Source organism: Dermacoccus sp. GAS27A, assembly GCF_044909235.1.
Classification (GTDB): Bacteria; Actinomycetota; Actinomycetes; order Actinomycetales; family Dermatophilaceae; genus Dermacoccus; species Dermacoccus nishinomiyaensis.
Map to the genome: position 1 here is coordinate 1 of NZ_JBIYDW010000002.1, position 17363 is coordinate 17363.

Sequence of the window (17363 nt, forward strand, 5' to 3'; positions counted from 1 at the left end):
ACAGCTCCACTGCACAGCGAGAGGTCTTCGCTTGTCACCCGTTCAGATCAACGAGTCGCAATGACTCGACCAACGTGCCTGGTCATCACAACTAGACGTCGGGGCTTGAGCGCGCTGCCCGTCGTCCCAGCGGGCCCGCATGCTAGGCCGGGCTCGATGCCGCCCCATCCAGTCGGCCTGCCACTTCGAACAAGAAGGTGATTCATTCGTCGAACTGGGACGCCACAATGGATGGCATGAGTGCCCCTGCCGCGTCGATCTCGTTGTTGCTCGAGGCAGTGGCACGGGGTGAGGCAGCAGGCTTCGAGAGGCTGTACGACCTGTCGGTCTCTCGGGTCTACGGTGTGGTGTTGCGTGTGCTTCGCGATCCCGCGTTGGCGCAAGAGACAACGCAAGAGGTCTTTCTCGAGGTGTGGCGCAAGGCAGCCTCCTTCGACGGTTCTCGCTCGAGCGGGTGGGGCTGGCTGCTCGCTATCGCTCACCGACGCGCTGTCGACGTGGTGCGTTCGAATGAGGCGTCGCGCGCACGCGATGGCGTCTACGCCCAAGACCTTGAGCGCGCAATTGTTCCCGGGCCCGAGGATGAGACCGTGGCCCGCGCCGAGCGACTCCGGGTACGCGAGTGCATGCAGAGCTTGACTCAGTTGCAGCGCCACGCGCTCGAGATGGCGTACTGGGATGGGCTGACTCACACGCAGATCGCACACGAGCTGGGGGCTGCTTTGGGCACGGTGAAGTCACGTCTACGTGATGGCGTCCGTGCCTTGAAACGCTGCCTGGAACCTGCCGGGAAGGAAGGGTCATGAGTTCGGATGAGCATGCGATGCTCGAACTGTACGTTCTTGACGCGGTGGACGAGATGGAACGTCGGCGCTTCGACAAGCACCTGCGTGCCTGTTCCACATGCCGCCAACAGCGGGACTCGATGCGCGAGGTGCTCGCTGATCTGAGTCGCACGGTGGCGATGCCCGCGCCACCGCAGCTGCGAGAGCAAGTTCTCGCGATGGCCCGATCGACGCCGCAGCACGGCAGTATTGCGCGGGTTGAGGAGGCGACGGATGCTGGTAGGCACCCATCTCACCTGCTACGGCGGCGCGGTGTGTTGGCGGCGGCCGCGGCAATCGTGCTTGCGGCTGCAGGCGCCGGCACGTGGGAAGCCACCCATTCATCGCCCTCGCCTCCTTCGGCCGCCGCGATCCTGGATGATCCCAAAGCGGAGCACGCTCGGGCGATCTACCGTGGTTCGGTGGTCACCGTCGCGCGAAGAAACGGGCGGGCCGCGGTGCGGTTCGTGCCAGCCCCACCGCAGGTGCCTGGGCGTGTCTACACGGCTTGGTCAGCAGACGGCTCCGGCGCGCTCCGGAACGCGGGACAGCTACCTTCGACGAGCGGAGCCACGACGATCATGCTCGACGGCGACGTCGGCGCCGCGCAAGCTGTGGCCTTCACCACGGAGAGGGAGGGGACGCGCCCGACGCAACCCTCCACTCCGGCCTTGTTCACCGTGCACTTGAACTAAATCGATCGTGACGTGGATGGAGCCGAACTCACCGTGCTGACCCAAGGGTGCGCCGAGGCGTGTGCCGGGTGTCGAATCAGCTCGCAAAAAGTTCCTGTCGGCCTCGGCAGCCCTCGCTGTCGCGTACGGTTGGCGCGCACACCTCTCAAGGATGAAGGGCCCGTCGACCTTGTCACCCCCGGCACCTACTCGTGACTGACTTCAGGACGTCCGAGATCAGTGGTGACGTGCTGATCGGCACGCCCACTATCTGATAGTTCGCTGCGCCTTACGTCAATGAACACCCACCTGTTCGTCGTGGTACCGCCAGCGCTGCACGCTCGATTGATGCTGATCCGACGAATGCATCGGGCGACCGTCGTCTCCACTCGCGCAGGTTCCTTGGGTGTGGTGAGTGCGGTGCCGAGGCCCGGCGCGCATCGTGCGAATGTCTCCGCCTCGGCGCGCCGTTCGGAGGCCAGCTCGCTCTGCCTGCCTGTCGAGGCGACAAGGATGTGACGGACCGCGCCCGCCCCCAGTGAGCTTTGCCGCGGCCGCGCTCTGGTCAGCGCAAGGGCTGGGCCGCACGAGTCGAGACCTCGGCCGCCGTAGCCGGGAGATTTTGTGCGGGCATGCGGGCCAGCGATGGTGGTCCTGGTGTCTGCGGGGTCGCTCGGCGCGCGTCAACGCTGGCGCCGCAGCGCATTGACCCGCGCATCCGGACGAGTTGATGACGTGGGTGTTGGCCCGTCGATGTGGGGCCTTCCCGAGAATTTTTTGGGTATGCCCCATCCAGGACGCGGCAGGCTCCGAACACTCCATAGTTCGACCTTCACGGCGGCCCCTGTCCGCCGGGTCGGGCACAGCTGAAAGGAACCGATCATGACGACTTTGCGAACGATCGCATCCACCGCGGGCGTGCTGGCCGCGACGGCACTCGCTGCCGCCCCCCTCGCAGGTGCTGCAGCCGCCGGCGCGGCGACGCCCGCGCACAACGCGCCCACGTGGACGTTCCAGGCGAAGCTGACCGAGCTGAACCACAGTGGCGCCTGGTCCACCGTCTGGGGAAGTCTGCATGGTGATCAGCTGAAGCTGAAGATCACCAGCCATGGGCTGGCTGCGGGCGCTCCGCATGCGCAGCACATCCATGTCGGTGGCATGGGCACGTGCCCGAGCCCGAACGCCACGGGCACAGGCGTCAACGGCCATCTGCTGGTCAAGGACGCCATGAAGAACTACGGCATGCCGATGGTGTCTTTGACGACCAGCGGTGACACGAGCGCGAAATCAGCTCTGGCCGTCGAGCGGTTCCCCGCAGGTGATGACACCTACGAACGCACCATCACGCTGGATGCGAAGTCGCTGCAAGCGGTCAAGGACGGCAGCGCCGTCATCGTGCAGCACGGGATCGACTACAACAAGAACGGCAAGTACGACGGGCCCGGCAAGTCCGACCTCGACCCGAGCCTGCCCGAAGAAGCCACCGACCCGGCAACCTGCGGTGTGTTGACCAAGAGCCAGATGAACCAGATGCCCTCCGGTGGTGTGCAGACCGGAATCGGTCAGCACAACCCCACCTCCGGTTGGGCCACCACCACCGGCGCTGGTCTTGTCGCGGCGGGCGCTGTCGGCTTCGCGGGTGCAGGCCTGGCGCGCCGACGCCACAACCGCAGCGCACACAACGCGTGAGCGTCTGAGTTCGCTTCCATGACGTACCCTCCACGATCGGCCCGCCGCCACCTCATCACCGTGGTGGCGTGCGGGCTGCTCGTGCTCCTGGGCATCGGCGCCATGTGGTGGGGGCGTTCACATCAGTACAGACCACCCCCTGCCACAGCCGCCACATCTGCCCCGGCCACGCACGCCGCGGCACCCACATCATCGAGGTCAGTCCCGGTGAACACCCGCGGCCCTGCCGACGTCGCACAACCAGTCAACGTCTCGATTCCCCGACTGGGCTTGTCCGAAGATTTGCTGAGCTTAGGGCTCGATGCGTCTGGTGCCGTGGCCGTACCGAGCGGAGCCGACGTACAGCGCGTGGCCTGGTTCAACGGCTCACCTCGGCCGGGTCAACCCGGCCCCGCAGTCATCGAAGGACACGTCATCACACCCGACGGCAACGGGCCCTTCCACGAACTCGCCGCTCTCAAAGCAGGCGACCGTGTCTCCGTACGCGATACCGCCGGAAAGACCCACGACTTCACTGTTTACCGAACCGCCCAATACTCCAAGACCACATTTCCTACCACCGAGGTGTACGCCAACACCGCCGGCCCAGAACTACGCCTCATCACATGCAGCGGAACATTCGACACCCGCACTGGCCACTACGACTCCAACACCGTCGTCTACGCCCACTAGAGAGCTCACCCCCGCTGTCTTCTCGTAGGTTGTGACGGCTACCCCCTCGGCCTTGTTGACAGCCCTACGGGCCCTGCCCGTCGTACGTTCAACGGCGCCCGCTCCTTGTGAAGCTGCCAGCTCGGAATGTGGGGGTGTGACCGGCGGTGCGGGGGTGGCCCAGTCCAACCTCGCCCCACACCACTGGCTGCGGACGCCGCCCTTAGCCCTTAGGCGACAAAGCGGCTAGGCGCCACGCTGCACGCAACCGACGATCGAGGATGAACCACGCACGGCCACTCCGAGTTGCTCAGTGACACGCCGTACGGCGCCCCATCTCCGCCACGCTACCCGAAATCGCCCACCTCAACCCCACGTGGATCCACTCAGGTTGACGCCCTCCGGTGGACACGAATCGCAGAGGGGTACGGCGCGGCCAGGTGCCTGGGGCGGCGTGGAAGGCCTGCGTCGGGGCGCGTCACGCCTATGAAGCCCACCCCAAGACGTGAGAGGCTTGCACGCATGAACACCGTGACTCCGAAGGACATTGCTGACGACGCGGTCGTGCTCGACGTTCGTGAGCAGGACGAGTACGACGCCGGTCACGCGCCGCGCGCCATCCACATCCCCCTCGCGGAGCTCCCGGCCCGCGTCGGCGAGCTTCCCGAGGTCGATGGCGACCTCCCCGTCGTCTGCCGCAGCGGCGGCCGCTCGAGTCGCGCCGTGCAATGGCTCGAGGGGCAGGGTCTCGACGTGGCGAACGTCGAGGGCGGCATGAAGCAGTGGCACGCCGACGGCAAGCCGATCCAGGCTGTCGGCGGCGGCGACGCCAACGTCATCTGACGTGAGCGACTCCCCCCTCTCGCGCCGCGCGCGGCGCAACGCCGACCCGCACCCTGCGGCCGATGACGCTGCCGCCACCGGGTCCGACACGACCCCCTCGACGAGCGACACCCGCGGTGGCGCCACGTCCGTCAGCTCCCGCAAAGCCACGTCGGCGCGTTCCTCGCGCGAGGACGCCACGTCCGCCGTCTCCGGCGACGCCACCTCGGCGCGCCCTTCGCGCGACGACGGCGCTACTGCTGCAACCGCATCCGGTGACGACAAGCGTGAGCGCAAGCCACGCTCGGCGGCTCGCACGTGGCTCGACCGCCTCATCCTCGTCGTCGCCGTCTGGGCGATCTGGGCGTTCATCACGACGTTCGTCGTACAGCCGTTCCGCATCCCGTCCGGTTCGATGGAGAACACGCTGCGGGTCGGCGACCGCATCGTCGTCGCCAAGTGGGCGCCGCGATTCACGGACGTCAAGCGCGGCGACGTCATCGTGTTCAAGGATCCGGGCGACTGGACCGACCCCGTTCCGAGCGGCAACGCCATCACCGGAGGGATCCGCAAGATCGCGGAGGTGACGCACCTGTCCGCGAGCGGCAGCCACCTCGTCAAGCGCGTCGTCGGCGTCGGCGGCGACAAGGTCTCGTGCGAGGGGCCCGGGCAGAAGCTCACCGTCAACGGTGTCGCGATCACCGAGCCGTACCTGAAATCGGGTGTGCAGCCGTGCCAGGACAAGTTCTCCATCACCGTGCCCAAGGACAAGGTGTGGGTCATGGGTGACAACCGCTCGAACTCGGCCGACAGCCGCTACCACGACGACGGCACCGGACGCCTCGGCAGCGTGCCCGTCAGCGACATCACCGGCCGGGGTCTCGCCGTCGTCTGGCCGATCGGCAACATCGCCGGCGGCCACAACGACGAGGACGCCTTCTCGAAGGTGCCCGCCGCCAGGTGATCGGTTCGCGCTGAACGATCATTCGCGACGGGGCGCCGCGGCCAGTGATGGCCCGGCGCCTCACCTCGTCTGGCCGTCGGTGCCACGGCTCTCTCAGGCTGGGATGGTGGGATGGCGGGCATGAATCCGAAGCTCGCGGTGTGGCGCGATCGTCTCCTCACGATCGTCATCATCTGGGTGGCATGGGCGCTCATCTCGACGTTCGTCGCCCAGCCGTTCAAGATCCCCAGCGGGTCGATGGAGAACACGCTCGGGGTCGGCGACCGCATCGTCGTCGAGAAGTGGAGCCAGGACGTGAAGCGCGGTGACGTCGTCGTCTTCGCCGACGACCTGCACTGGGAACCCGCGCAGGCCGCACCCACGGGCTGGCGCAAGGCGGTGCGCGGTGTCGCGACGGCCACGCACATCGCTGCGGAGGGCAACCACCTCGTCAAGCGCGTCGTCGGCCTGCCCGGCGACGTCGTCAGCTGCTCCGAGCCGAACGCGAAGCTGACGGTCAACGGCGTCGCCGTCGACGAGCCGTACCTGCAGGGCGGGCTCGACGGCTGCACGCCGAGCCCCGGGCAAGCGAGCAAGTGGAGCATCACCGTGCCGGCCGGGCACATCTGGGTCATGGGCGATCACCGCGACGACTCCGCCGACAGTCGCTCGCACGACGACGGCACCGGACGCCTCGGAAGCGTGCCGCTGAGCGCCGTCACCGGGCGCGCCATCGCCGTCGTCTGGCCCCTCAACCACCTCGCCGGCGGCCACGGCGACGCAGACGCGTTCGCGAAGGTGCCCGCGCCGAAGAAGTGACCTCGGCACGCATTGCTGCCACGATGCGATGGGCTCGCTGGCAGCTCCGAGGGACAACACCACGAGCCATCAATCATGCGGTGCATCGAAGGCAAGCACCGGGGTGCTCTCCGGGGCGGAGAACTCGACATCCGGCGCCGCTTCAGGCAGGCGGCGCCAAGCCGTCAGTATCCCGGCGCGGCGGGCAGGCCGAAGAGTTTTTCGAGCGTCGCGATGTCGCGTCGCGCATGCATGAACGCTGCGACCTCGGGGCCGACGTAACGCAGGTGCCACGGTTCGGGTTCGTAGCCCGTCACAGCGTGCTGGCCCTCGGGGTAGCGCACGACGAAACCGAACTCGTGCGCATGAGCGCCCACCCAGCGACCCACGGGCGTGTCCTTGAATGCGGGCTCGAGCTCGTGCCGACGGTCGACGCCCCGCACGTCGAGGGCCAGGCCAAGCTGGTGCTCGGAGTGGCCGGGGCGCGCGGAGTACGTGTCGGCGGCCTGCTTGCCGTCGCGCGCGGCGTAGGCGTCGTAGACGCGGGCCTGGTCGTCGAAGTCGCGGTGTGCGCTGACGGCTTCGAGCGCGACGTGCTCGCGCTCGGCCCGCGCGAACATCGCGTCGAGAGGCTTGCTCAGCCGTTCGTCGATCATCACGCCGTGCGCCGCGAGGAGCGTCTTCGGCTCGTCCGAACGGGCCAGCGCGAGGCGCTTGTTGACGACGCGCAGCAACGACGAGCGCAGCGCGTCGGGCCGCGTGTCGACGCTCACCGACGTGTCGGGCGCGCTCGGGGTGCTGATGTCGATGCGGCTCACGGCGGAGTGCTTGACCGGCAGCGCCACGACGACGACGCCACCTGCGGCGCGTTCGATGGCGACCGCGTCGTCCTGGTGCGCCCACAACTCGCCGTCATGGAGCCGCGCGACGACGGCGGCGACGTTCGGTGTCACGGCGAAGGCTTGCAGGTGCAGGGCGCGCAGCGCGTCCGCGTCAGTGCCGGTGACGAGCGAGGGCGATGTCGTCGATGCCGCCAGCGCCCCGGACGAACCCGCGATTCCGGCGGCTGCCGCCAGCGCGGCCACGGGTGCGGCGAGGGCCGCTCGGCGCGTCACGTCAGCCATGGCCCTCACCCTTCTTCACGCCCCGTCGACAACGCCCACGCTCTGGCTGCACACCTGAGCGGGGGACGAACGAAAACGGGAAGACGATCTCGTCGAGGTCACGATATCGTCACGGCGGCTTCCGCGTCACACCGGGCGCCGCCCCGGACCCGGCCTCCTCGCACGATGGCGAGTAACTCGCAGGTGGGCGCGCAGTTGGCTGCCTACCTTTGAATTACCCGCCATGTTGTGGCCTGCGAACTGACATCACCCGCCAGGCATCTCGCGAGCAGGCTCACTTGAGCAGCTTGCTCATCCGTCGATCGGCGAGCGGCTTGCCGCCCGTCTGACACGTCGCGCAGTACTGCAACGAACGGTCGGCGAACGACACCTCGCGGATGACGTCGCCGCACACCGGGCAGGCCTCGCCCGTGCGCCCGTGCAGGCGCATCCCGGCGCGTTTGGCGTCCTTGAGATCCTTCGCGGGCTTGCCGGCCGCAGCGTCGACGGCATTCGTCAGGGTCGTGATCAGCGCGTCGTACAGCGTGTCGATCTGCCCGGGCTCGAGCGATGACGTCAACGCGAACGGCGAGAGCTTCGCGACGTGGAGCACCTCGTCCGAGTAAGCGTTGCCGACGCCCGCGATCTCGTTCTGATCGCGCAGCAAACCCTTGATCTGCATGCGCCTGCTCGCCACGAGCTGCCCGAACGCCTCGCGGGTGAACTCGGGCGACAGCGGGTCGATGCCGAGCTTCGCGATGCCCGGCACGTCGACGACGTCACGCACGATGTGTACGGCGAGGCGCTTCTGCGTGCCGGCCTCGGTCAGGTCGAAACCGGAGCCGTCGTCGAAGCGCACGCGCAGCGCGATCGGCGACTTGCCGGGCCGCAACACCGTCGTCGGCAGCGCGTCGGACCAGCGCAGCCAGCCAGCACGCGAGAGGTGGAACACGAGCGACAGCCCGCCGCTCGTCTCGAGGGCGATCCACTTGCCGTGGCGGCTGACGGCGTCGACGACGAGCCCCACGAGCGCCTGCGGTGACGGGTCGAACGTCTTGAGCATGGCGATGGAGGCGAGTTCGACCCCGACGATCGCGCGCCCGACGATGCGCTCGTCGAGAAACCCGACGAGCCCGCTCACCTCTGGTAGCTCAGGCATGAACCTTCCCCCTCACCCGTCGCGCCTGCGGGGCCGCAATGGCGGCGACCGAACCACGCCCCGGATCGACGACCGCGCTCACACGTTCGTGGAGCACGAAACCGTTGGGCCCCTCGAGCCACGGCACGCCCGGCACCCGGCCAGCCACGTCGTCCATCTGCAAGGGATGGCCGTGGCTGAGCAGCTGCTGCGCGGGCGTGAGCTGACGGATGGCGATACCCGCGACGTGCTCGGGATAACTGAGCGCGAACTTCTCGTACAACGCCGGGTCGTGCTGGCCATCGTCACCGACGAGGAGCCAGCGCACGTCCGGGAACTCGGACGCGAGACGCCGCAGCCAGCGACGCTTGTGCTCCGGGCCGGAGCGGAACCACGCCGTCTCCGTCGGCCCCCAGTCCGTCAGCAGCAGCGTGCCGCGCGGAAAACCGCTGCGGCGCAGGAAACGCGTGAGAACGGGTTGGGTGTTCCAGGCACCCGTCGACAGGTAGAACATCGGCGCACCCGGGTGCCCCGAGAGCATCGAGCGATAGAACGCCGCCATGCCCGGCACCTCGCGACGCACCGTCTCGCGCACGACGAACGTGTTCCACGCCGCGATGAGCGGGCGCGGCAGCGCGGTGATGAGAGCCGTGTCGTCGATGTCGCTGATGATGCCGAAGCGCGCCTCACCGCTGATGATCTGCATCGCGGCGTGCGTGACGATGCCGTCGCACTCGATCGTCGCCTCGTGCCAGCCGTCGCGCAGGCCGTGGCCGACGACCTCGATGTCGAAGTACCCGCCCCGGTCGGTGTGGCCGACGGCGCGCGCGGCGCCGAGGCTCACCGTCACCTCTTCACCGGTCTGCGGGACGGAGAAGAAGGCCCGGAATCCGCGGCGCACGAGCGAGTCGTCGTGCGCGGCGGGCACGGCGGGCTGGCCGCTCTTGCCCATGACGACGCGGCCCAGCACGACGGCGCGCCCGCCCTCGGGGATGCGGCGCTGACGGCCGCTCGGCTGCCCCGATGCACGCCACGTCTGGGTCTTCGGGCGTGGGGCGCTGACGTACGGGTTACGCCCCTCGAGTTCGGGGTCGACCGAGCCGAACCCGACGTACGGGAACACGCGCTTGCTCCAGTGACGCCGCTCGAGCAGCGTCGACGTCGAGCTGTTCAGCCGATCCTCGAGGCGGGAGGCGATGTGCGCGCGAGACATGCCACCACCCTATGACCCCGCACCGACAACCGCTGGGCAGCGGCGAGGATACGGGGCCGGGGCGGCGGTGAGCGGTCGATGCTCAGGCGTGGGTCAGGCCTGCGTCTTCGGCAGCGCGGCTTCGACGGTGGGGGTACCCGCGTCCTCGTCGTCCTTCAGCGCCGTGATCTCGCGGACGAGGCGCTCGAACTCGGGCGTGTCGACGGTGACGCCGGCCGCGTCGAGGCCCTCCTGCAGCTTGTCGGCGATCTTCGCGTCGCTCGCGCTGTAGTCCCACGACGTCGCGGTGTCGACGGCGGCCTGCGCGGCGTCGCGTGCGGCCTGCAGCTCTTCGTCGGTGTACGAGTTCATGCTCTGCTCCTTCGCGGTGGGTCGCGTCCGAGCACCTCGGACGCCTGGACGCCAGTGCACCACGAGCCGGACATCCGCCGCACCGCCCTTACGGGTGGCCGCCTCCCGCGTCATCCGCGGGCAGCGTCCGCCGGAATGGCACACGTCTGCTCACCAGCCTGACGAAGCCGCTGCGTGAACGCGAGGGGACGTTTGACCCAACCTGACGCCGAACCCTGGCCCTGGGGGTGTCATGTCGACCAAAATGGGGGCATGGGAAAGAAGAAGTTCAAGACGCAGGACGAGACCTGGCAGCACAACTACCCGTACGACGTGAAGATGACACGTACGGAGTACGAGTACCTCAAGCGCCAGATGCAGATCGAGCTGCTCAAGATGCAGGCGTGGGTCAAGGAGAGTGGCGAGAAGGTCGTCCTCATCTTCGAGGGGCGTGACGCCGCCGGCAAGGGTGGTTCGATCAAGCGCTTCAACGAGCACCTCAATCCGCGTGGTGCGCGCACCGTCGCCCTCGACAAGCCGACCGAGCGCGAGATGGGCCAGTGGTATTTCCAGCGCTACGTCTCGCACCTGCCCACCGCAGGTGAGATCGTCTTCTTCGACCGCTCCTGGTACAACCGCGCCGGCGTCGAGCGCGTCATGGGTTACTGCACCGACGAGCAGTACGACGAGTTCATGCGCACCGCGCCGCAGTTCGAGCAGATGCTGACGGGCTCCGGCATCCACCTGCGCAAGCTGTGGTTCTCCGTCGGCAAGGCCGAGCAGCTGACGCGCTTCGAGAAGCGCCGCACCGACCCGGTGCGTCAGTGGAAGCTGTCGCCCACCGACCTCGCCTCCCTCGACAAGTGGGACGACTACACGAAGGCGAAGGAGGCCATGTTCGAGCACACCGACACCGAGTGGGCCCCGTGGACGGTCATCAAGAGCAACGACAAGAAGCGCGCCCGCGTCGAGGTCATGCGCTACGTGCTCGACTCGCTCGACTACCCGGGCAAGAACACCGACTTCATCCACGCGCCCGACCCGCTCATCGTCGGCCCCGCCAAGCACATCCTCGACGAGGGTGAGGGCGGCTTCCAGGAGGGCTACCCCGACCGTCACGACGGCGGCAAGACGCCGACGCACACGGCCCCGAAGTCGAAGTCGGCTGCCAAGGCGCGCGCCAAGGCCCAAGCCGAGGTCAAGGCGCTCGAGATGCAGCGGGCCGCCGAGTCCATCGCGCGCGGTGACGGCGACAAGTCGGCTGAGCAGAAGTCAGCCGAGGCCAAGGCGGCCGAGGGGCGCTGACGCCGCTCACGCTCGCGCAGGCGAGCACGATGGCGGGTAACTCACAGGTAGGCGGGCAACTTCGCGCCTACTCGTGAGTTACCCGCCATCATGACGTTCGGGGTGGGTGGCTCGGGGGTTCGTGACGCCCGGGTCAGGGGGCGACGAGACGTCAGGGTTGAGTGTCGGCGCGCTGCTTCGCGAGGCGTCCCTCGAGGATCTCGAGAGCGGCGTCGAGCGTCGCAAGTTCGTCCTCGCTCATGCCGTCGAGCAGCGGGACGACGACCTCGGCGCGCGCCTCGCGTGCCTTCGTCAGCGTCTCCCGGCCTGCGGGCGTCATCGTGACGAGCGTCGCGCGCCCGTCGCGCGCGTCCTGCGAACGATTGACGAGGCCGAGGCCCTCGAGGCGTTTGACCTGCGTCGTCATCGTCGGTTGAGACGAGTTGTCGGCCGTCGCGAGATCGCCGATGCGTGACGGGCCGAGGTCGTTGATGAGGGAGAGCAGCCGCAGCTGAGCCGCGGGGGCGGGCAGCTGCGCGTGGCGTGACGCCCATCGGTTGAGCCGGGCCACGACGAGCAGCAGACGGTCGCCTCGTGAAGTCGTCATGCTCGCCATCGTAGGACCCGCGGGCGTCTCGAGGGGCGAGGTCAGCGTCACCGCCTCACCCCGACGGGCGGGGTGAGGCGAACATCGTTCACTGCGGCCGCAGTTCGCGCTTGAGAATCTTTCCGGTCGCGCCCTTGGGCAGCGTTTCGATGAACGTCACGTGGCGCGGGTACTTGTACGCGGCGACGCGCTCCTTCGCGAAGGCCTTGACGGCGTCGGCGTCGAGGTTCGAGCCCTCGGTGCGCACGACGAAGGCGGCGACCTCCTCGCCGTAGTGCTCGTCGGGCACACCGACGACGGCGACCTCCGCGATCTCCGGGTGCTCGTACAGCACCTCCTCGACCTCGCGGGGGTAGACGTTGTACCCGCCGCGGATGATCATGTCCTTCGAACGGTCGACGATGAAGTAGAAGCCGTCCTCGTCCTGGCGGGCGAGGTCGCCGGTGTAGAACCAGCCGTCGCGGATGGCCTTTGCCGTCTCCTCCGGCTTGTTCCAGTAGCCCTTCATGATGTTGTGCCCGCGCACGGCGACCTCGCCCACCTCACCGACGGGCAGCGGGTTGCCGTCGAGGTCGGCGACCTTCATCTCGACGCCCTCGATCGGCGTGCCGATCGAACCGGGCTTGCGCTGCGCGTTCGGGTGGTTGAACGACGCGACGGGTGAGGTCTCGCTGAGGCCGTAGCCCTCGAGGATCGTCGCGTCGAAGCGCTCCTCGAACTTGCGCAGCACCTCGACGGGCATCGCCGAACCACCCGAGATGCAGGTGCGCAGCGACGCGAGCTTCACCTCGGGCGCCTTCGCGGCGGCCGCGAGCATCGCCTGGTACATCGTCGGCACGCCCTCGAAGACGGTGACCGAGTCACGCTCGATGATCTCGAGCGCCTTCGTCGGTTCGAAGCGCGGCAGAAGGGTCAGCGTCGCGCCCCTGGAGACGGACACGGCCATCGCGCACGTCAGGCCGAAGACGTGGAACAGCGGCAGGCAACCCATGACGACGTCGTCGGACGTCACCTCGACGAGCGTGCGCGCCGTGACGTCCTGGTTCTTCTCGAGGTTGTCGTGGGTGAGCTCGGCCCCCTTCGGGCGACCCGTCGTCCCCGAGGTGTAGAGGATGACGGCGGTGTCGCTGCCATCGCGCTCGACGATGTCGGACGTCGGCTCGAACTTCGCGAGCAGGCTCTGCAGCTGATCGTCACCGACCTCGACGAACGTGACGCTCTTCTGCACGGCCGCCTTGGCCATCTCACCGGCCATGCCGAACGCGAGCTTCACGCCGGCGTCCTCGAAGTAGTAGTCGATCTCGCGCCCCATGAACAGCGGGTTCATCGGCACGAGAACGGCGCCCGCGCGCCACACGCCGTACGCGACGACGGGGAACGCCGGCACGTTGGGCAGGCTGAGCGCGACGCGATCCCCGACGCCGACTCCCTGGTCGGCGAGGAAGGTCGCGAGTCGTTGCGTCGCGTCGTCCAGCTGCGACCACGTCAGCGTGAAGTCGTCGAGCTTGATCGCGACGTCGTCCGGCTGACGCTCGGCGGTGCGCGTGAGGTTGGCGGCGATGTTGAGCTCGTTCGTCATGACGTGATCCTAATCACTCAGCCCGGGTGTTCAGTGACCCGGGTCACGCATGTCTCGAAACCCCGCCGCCGCACCCGTCAGCTGCTCGAGGTGATCCTGCAGCACGTCGAGCGCCCAGTCGCACGGATCATCCGGCCCCTGACGGATGAGTTGCAGCGCCAGCCCGTCGAGCAGGGCGTGCAGACGCCTGGGCTCGGAGTCGGCGCTTCGCGATCCGGCCAGCAGGCCGACCGCGTCGAGGCGGCCGATGACGATGACGCACATCTGGCGCAACGCTTCGTCGGACTTGGTGCACTCCTCGCGCATCTGCGGGTCCGCCAACGCGCTGATGGACAGGGCCAGCCAGACCTCCATCTCGACGCGGCGGTCTTCGTCGAGGGGCAGGACGTGGGTGCACGCCTGCCACGCGAATTCGCGGGCGTCGAGGTCCACTGGCAACGCGCGAAATCGTTCGACCCCGCGCTGGAGCACCAGCTCCAGACAGAATCGGACGAGGCTGCGCTGCGTCGGGAAGGAGCGACGCAGTGAGCCGACCGCGAGATCCGCCTGCGCGGCGACGTTGCGAACGGACAGACCCCGGATTCCCCTGCTACGGAGCACCTCCCATGCCGCCTCTGCGATCGCAATCTCTCTCGCGGCATGATCGATGACCTTCGGCATCCCGCCATCTTAGTACGGTCGTGCCAACTTGTTTTTGGTACAACCGTACTCATTGGGAGGGTCATGATCGTCGCCATCATCGCTGCCTGCGAGATCCTCTTCTGGGTCTTCGTCATCGCGGGCCTGGCCGCGCGCTACCTCCTCGAGCGCCGGCGCCTCGGAGCTGCCCTGCTCGTCATGGCCCCCGTGACCGACCTCGTTCTCCTCGCCGCCACGGCCATCAGCCTGCACCGCGGTGACGCGGCACATCTCGGGCATGCGGTGGCCGCCGTATACATCGGATTCAGCGTGGCCTACGGCCGTCGCATGATCGACTGGTGTGACACACGCTTCGCCCATCGATTCGCGGCCGGGCCAGCGCCCGTCAAGGCGACCGGGGCGACCTACACCCGCCAATGCTGGGCCGACGTCGCGCGGACGAGCGTGGCCGCGGCCATCACCTGCATGCTGACGGCGGTACTCATCGCGATCGCAGCCGACACCTCGTCCGCGGACGCACTTTCGGGCAACTACACGTGGATGGGCGTCATTCTCGGCCTGGACGTGTTGTGGGCCGTCAGCTACACGCTCTGGCCACGACGCGCCTCGAAGAACGGCTGACACCACGCCGGAGGTGGGGCGCAGATCCGGGAGCGCCCGGATGCTCATGGTGGCAAGGTGGACGTGCCAACCGACGACTCGAGCGACGAGGAACCGTCATGCGTCTGCCCCGCCCCCGCTTCACCCCGCAGATCATGCGCGTCGTGCGTGACGTCGACCGTCTCGACCGTTCGCTGTTCACAGCGATCGCCGAGCACCGCAGCCCCATGCTCGACCGCGTCATGCCGAAGCTGAGCCGCGCCGCCGACTACTCGGTGCTGTGGATGGCGGTGGGCGCCGGGCTCGCCGCGACCGGCGACCGTCGGCTCAAGTGGGCCGCCGAGCGCGGGCTCGGCAACATCGCCCTCGCGAGCCTCCTGACGAACCAGGTCGGCAAGCGGCTCGCGCCACGCCTGCGCCCCGCGATCGAGAGCGTTCCGCTGGCTCGGCGCGTCTTCCGGCTGCCGACGTCGAACTCCTTCCCCTCCGGCCACAGCGCGAGCGCCGCCGCCTTCGCCATGGGTGTGTCGACGGAAGCGCCCGCGGCCGGCATCGTCGTGCAGGCGCTCGCGGGACTCGTCGCGTTCTCCCGCATCGCGACGGGCGCCCACTACCCGAGCGACGTCGCCGTCGGCTGGGCGATCGGCTCGGCCGTCTCGACGCTCGGGGCGCGCGTGCAACCGTCCGCCCCGCCGGCAAAGGTGACGCCGGCGCCGCCGCTGACGATCGACGTGCCGCCCCACCCGCGCGGCGCGGGCGTCGTCTGCGTCATCAACCCGCGAGCAGGAGGAGGTAACGGCGCGCGCGTCATCCGACGCATCGAGAAGCTGCTGCCCGAGGCGGAGATCGTCCGCCTCGGGCAGGGGCAGGATCTCGACGACCTGCTCGCCGACGCGGCCGCGCGCTGCGACGTGCTCGGCGTCGGCGGCGGTGACGGGACGCTGCAAGCCGGTGCGCGGCACGCGATCGAGCACGACGTGCCGCTCGCGGTGTTCCCCTCCGGCACGTTCAACCACTTCGCGAAGGCGCTCGGGGTGAGCGTCGACGCGACCGCGCGGGCGATCGAGCAAGGATGGTGCACGGCCGTCGACGTCGCGCGCCTCAACGGCGAGATATTCCTCAACACCGCGAGCGCCGGCTCGTACCCCGAGTTCGTCATCCGCCGCGAGAAGCTCGAGGCGCGCATCGGCAAACCGCTCGCCGCCGTCGTCGCCGGATGGCGGATGCCGCGCACCGCGGAGCCGTTCACGTTGCGCTACGACAACCGCGAGTACACCCTCGCCGGCATCTTCATCGGCAACGGCCGCTACGACCCGCCCGGCGACGCACCGCAGACGCGGCTGCGCATGGACGACGGGCAGCTCGACCTGCGGTTCTTGGAGCGAGGCTCGCGGTGGGCCGCCGTCCGCACGCTGTTCGCCGTCTTCACCGGCGGGCTCGGACGGTTGCCGCTCTACCACGAGTTCGACGCGCCGAAGGCTCACCTCGAGGTCGTCGGCGGTCCCATCCCGTTCGCCCGCGACGGCGAGGTGACCGGCTCGGGGACGGTGCTCGACCTCGACGTCGACTACCGCGCTCTCACCGTCTATCGGCCGCGCACAGGCAGTTGGAGTCGCGTGCTGCGACGCTTCGGATGGCGCCGCCAGGGCGTCACAGCCAGCTGACGCGGCCGGCGAGCAGCTCGTAACCGACGAAGCTGACGACGTCGAGGATCGTGTGCGCGACGATGAGCGGCAGGACGCGTCGCGTGCGCGTGTAGAGCCAGCCGAAGATCAGGCCCATGACGACGTTGCCGACGAACCCGCCGAGGCCCTGGTACAGGTGGTAGCTGCCGCGGATCAGCGCGCTCACGACGATCACCTTCGTGCGCCCCCACCCGGCCTGCGACCAGCGCGTGAAGAGGTAGCCGATCATGACGACCTCTTCGAGGATCGCGTTCTGCGCGGCGGCGAGGACGAGGATCGGAAAGACCCACCAGTGCTCGCCCAAGCCGGACGCGACGACCGTCGTGTTGATGCCCATCGCCCGCGAGACGAGGTACAGCGCGAGGCCCGGGATGCCGATGACGGCGGCGAGCAGCGCACCGAGGACGGCGTCGGGTGCCTGGCGTGTGCGGTCGATCCCGAGGTAGGCCAGCGGCTTTCGCAGTTCGCGCGACAGCAGGAGAACGACGAGCGCGACCGGCACGAGCGCCAGCGCGATCTGCACGAGCTGATAGACGACGTCGAGCCACTGCGTGCTCGAACGCGACGAGTTCAGCGTCGATGTCTGCTGACTGATCGACGTGTGCGTCGCGCGCGCCGTCAGGGCCGTGCGCAGCAGCGAAAGCGCCGACCAGATCGCGCTCGCGCCGAGGCTGAGCAGCAGGACGATGACCGTCTCGGCGAGCAGTTGACGCCGCGGCAGGCGCGTGCGCGCCACGTCGAGTCTCGTGCCAGGCCAGGCCATCTGGCCTCGCAGACGGCCGAG

General features: G+C 68.5%; 18 protein-coding genes. 10 read left to right on the forward strand and 8 right to left on the reverse strand.

Going from position 1 to position 17363, the window contains the following annotated elements; genetic code table 11:
• Nucleotides 1-236: 236 nt before the first annotated feature.
• From ABH936_RS01915 to lepB (ABH936_RS01945), 7 genes are all read left to right on the forward strand, one after another.
• A complete protein-coding gene (locus ABH936_RS01915) occupies nucleotides 237-806 on the forward strand; it encodes a sigma-70 family RNA polymerase sigma factor (RefSeq protein ID WP_083607348.1) in 570 nt (189 codons plus the stop codon).
• A complete protein-coding gene (locus tag ABH936_RS01920; RefSeq protein WP_404602389.1) occupies nucleotides 803-1519 on the forward strand; it encodes an anti-sigma factor domain-containing protein in 717 nt (238 codons plus the stop codon). Before ABH936_RS01915 ends, ABH936_RS01920 begins: the two co-directional genes overlap by 4 nt.
• 861 nt (nucleotides 1520-2380) lie before the next feature.
• Nucleotides 2381-3187: a hypothetical protein gene (locus tag ABH936_RS01925; protein ID WP_404602391.1), complete on the forward strand. Its 807-nt coding sequence runs from the start codon at nucleotides 2381-2383 to the stop codon at nucleotides 3185-3187.
• Between the two features lie 207 nt (nucleotides 3188-3394).
• Nucleotides 3395-3859 (forward strand): sortase domain-bontaining protein, encoded by a 465-nt coding sequence (locus ABH936_RS01930; RefSeq protein ID WP_259880236.1) that lies wholly within the window; start codon nucleotides 3395-3397, stop codon nucleotides 3857-3859.
• A gap of 501 nt (nucleotides 3860-4360) precedes the next feature.
• Nucleotides 4361-4681, forward strand: a complete 321-nt coding sequence (locus tag ABH936_RS01935; RefSeq protein WP_006943527.1) for a rhodanese-like domain-containing protein — start codon at nucleotides 4361-4363, stop codon at nucleotides 4679-4681.
• A 1-nt stretch (nucleotide 4682) separates the two neighbouring features.
• The gene (lepB, locus tag ABH936_RS01940; protein WP_404602394.1) at nucleotides 4683-5624 is read left to right on the forward strand and encodes a signal peptidase I; all 942 of its coding nucleotides are present in this window, start codon (nucleotides 4683-4685) and stop codon (nucleotides 5622-5624) included.
• A 120-nt stretch (nucleotides 5625-5744) separates the two neighbouring features.
• Nucleotides 5745-6422 carry a signal peptidase I gene (lepB, locus tag ABH936_RS01945; protein WP_404602396.1) on the forward strand — a complete coding sequence of 226 codons (678 nt, stop codon included), beginning with the start codon at nucleotides 5745-5747 and terminating at the stop codon, nucleotides 6420-6422.
• A gap of 164 nt (nucleotides 6423-6586) precedes the next feature.
• Here the strand turns inward: lepB (ABH936_RS01945) and ABH936_RS01950 are convergent, their stop codons facing one another.
• The 4 genes from ABH936_RS01950 to ABH936_RS01965 all read right to left on the reverse strand — a co-directional run bounded on the left by ABH936_RS01950 (nucleotide 6587) and on the right by ABH936_RS01965 (nucleotide 10206).
• Entirely contained in the window at nucleotides 6587-7525 is a 939-nt protein-coding gene (locus ABH936_RS01950) for a M15 family metallopeptidase (RefSeq protein WP_404602398.1), read from the reverse strand.
• 274 nt (nucleotides 7526-7799) lie between these two features.
• The gene (locus tag ABH936_RS01955; RefSeq protein ID WP_404602400.1) at nucleotides 7800-8663 is read right to left on the reverse strand and encodes an Fpg/Nei family DNA glycosylase; all 864 of its coding nucleotides are present in this window, start codon (nucleotides 8661-8663) and stop codon (nucleotides 7800-7802) included.
• Complete coding sequence (locus tag ABH936_RS01960; RefSeq protein ID WP_144708518.1) at nucleotides 8656-9855, reverse strand: App1 family protein; 1200 nt, start codon at nucleotides 9853-9855, stop codon at nucleotides 8656-8658. The genes ABH936_RS01955 and ABH936_RS01960 overlap by 8 nt, the downstream gene beginning before the upstream one ends.
• Before the next feature lie 93 nt (nucleotides 9856-9948).
• The gene (locus tag ABH936_RS01965; protein ID WP_038566449.1) at nucleotides 9949-10206 is read right to left on the reverse strand and encodes a hypothetical protein; all 258 of its coding nucleotides are present in this window, start codon (nucleotides 10204-10206) and stop codon (nucleotides 9949-9951) included.
• Nucleotides 10207-10458: 252 nt separating this feature from the next.
• Between ABH936_RS01965 and ppk2 the strand changes: the two genes are divergently transcribed.
• Complete coding sequence (gene ppk2, locus ABH936_RS01970; protein WP_006943530.1) at nucleotides 10459-11490, forward strand: polyphosphate kinase 2; 1032 nt, start codon at nucleotides 10459-10461, stop codon at nucleotides 11488-11490.
• Nucleotides 11491-11641: 151 nt separating this feature from the next.
• Here the strand turns inward: ppk2 and ABH936_RS01975 are convergent, their stop codons facing one another.
• From ABH936_RS01975 to ABH936_RS01985, 3 genes are all read right to left on the reverse strand, one after another.
• Nucleotides 11642-12076, reverse strand: a complete 435-nt coding sequence (locus tag ABH936_RS01975) for a MarR family winged helix-turn-helix transcriptional regulator (protein ID WP_040014252.1) — start codon at nucleotides 12074-12076, stop codon at nucleotides 11642-11644.
• An 88-nt stretch (nucleotides 12077-12164) separates the two neighbouring features.
• Nucleotides 12165-13655 carry a long-chain fatty acid--CoA ligase gene (locus ABH936_RS01980; protein ID WP_338811950.1) on the reverse strand — a complete coding sequence of 497 codons (1491 nt, stop codon included), beginning with the start codon at nucleotides 13653-13655 and terminating at the stop codon, nucleotides 12165-12167.
• 30 nt (nucleotides 13656-13685) lie between these two features.
• Nucleotides 13686-14315, reverse strand: a complete 630-nt coding sequence (locus tag ABH936_RS01985; protein ID WP_051805479.1) for a TetR/AcrR family transcriptional regulator — start codon at nucleotides 14313-14315, stop codon at nucleotides 13686-13688.
• Nucleotides 14316-14378: 63 nt separating this feature from the next.
• On the opposite strand from ABH936_RS01985, the gene ABH936_RS01990 reads away from it, so the two are divergent.
• Entirely contained in the window at nucleotides 14379-14915 is a 537-nt protein-coding gene (locus tag ABH936_RS01990) for a hypothetical protein (protein ID WP_404602404.1), read from the forward strand.
• 98 nt (nucleotides 14916-15013) lie between these two features.
• Entirely contained in the window at nucleotides 15014-16558 is a 1545-nt protein-coding gene (locus ABH936_RS01995; protein WP_404602406.1) for a bifunctional phosphatase PAP2/diacylglycerol kinase family protein, read from the forward strand.
• Here the strand turns inward: ABH936_RS01995 and ABH936_RS02000 are convergent.
• On the reverse strand, nucleotides 16545-17342 hold the full coding sequence (locus tag ABH936_RS02000) for a CPBP family intramembrane glutamic endopeptidase (RefSeq protein WP_050786418.1): 798 nt from the start codon (nucleotides 17340-17342) through the stop codon (nucleotides 16545-16547). The genes ABH936_RS01995 and ABH936_RS02000 overlap by 14 nt on opposite strands.
• Between the last annotated feature and the right edge of the window lie 21 nt (nucleotides 17343-17363).

Coding starts and splice junctions, on each gene's coding strand:
- ABH936_RS01915 (WP_083607348.1), top strand. CDS start 237: ATGAGTGCCCCTGCCGCGTCGATCTCGTTGTTGCTCGAGGCAGTGGCA.
- ABH936_RS01920 (WP_404602389.1), top strand. CDS start 803: ATGAGTTCGGATGAGCATGCGATGCTCGAACTGTACGTTCTTGACGCG.
- ABH936_RS01925 (WP_404602391.1), top strand. CDS start 2,381: ATGACGACTTTGCGAACGATCGCATCCACCGCGGGCGTGCTGGCCGCG.
- ABH936_RS01935 (WP_006943527.1), top strand. CDS start 4,361: ATGAACACCGTGACTCCGAAGGACATTGCTGACGACGCGGTCGTGCTC.
- lepB (WP_404602396.1), top strand. CDS start 5,745: ATGAATCCGAAGCTCGCGGTGTGGCGCGATCGTCTCCTCACGATCGTC.
- ABH936_RS01950 (WP_404602398.1), bottom strand. CDS start 7,525: ATGGCTGACGTGACGCGCCGAGCGGCCCTCGCCGCACCCGTGGCCGCG.
- ABH936_RS01955 (WP_404602400.1), bottom strand. CDS start 8,663: ATGCCTGAGCTACCAGAGGTGAGCGGGCTCGTCGGGTTTCTCGACGAG.
- ABH936_RS01960 (WP_144708518.1), bottom strand. CDS start 9,855: ATGTCTCGCGCGCACATCGCCTCCCGCCTCGAGGATCGGCTGAACAGC.
- ABH936_RS01965 (WP_038566449.1), bottom strand. CDS start 10,206: ATGAACTCGTACACCGACGAAGAGCTGCAGGCCGCACGCGACGCCGCG.
- ppk2 (WP_006943530.1), top strand. CDS start 10,459: ATGGGAAAGAAGAAGTTCAAGACGCAGGACGAGACCTGGCAGCACAAC.
- ABH936_RS01975 (WP_040014252.1), bottom strand. CDS start 12,076: ATGACGACTTCACGAGGCGACCGTCTGCTGCTCGTCGTGGCCCGGCTC.
- ABH936_RS01980 (WP_338811950.1), bottom strand. CDS start 13,655: ATGACGAACGAGCTCAACATCGCCGCCAACCTCACGCGCACCGCCGAG.
- ABH936_RS01985 (WP_051805479.1), bottom strand. CDS start 14,315: ATGCCGAAGGTCATCGATCATGCCGCGAGAGAGATTGCGATCGCAGAG.
- ABH936_RS01990 (WP_404602404.1), top strand. CDS start 14,379: ATGATCGTCGCCATCATCGCTGCCTGCGAGATCCTCTTCTGGGTCTTC.
- ABH936_RS01995 (WP_404602406.1), top strand. CDS start 15,014: ATGCGTCTGCCCCGCCCCCGCTTCACCCCGCAGATCATGCGCGTCGTG.
- ABH936_RS02000 (WP_050786418.1), bottom strand. CDS start 17,342: ATGGCCTGGCCTGGCACGAGACTCGACGTGGCGCGCACGCGCCTGCCG.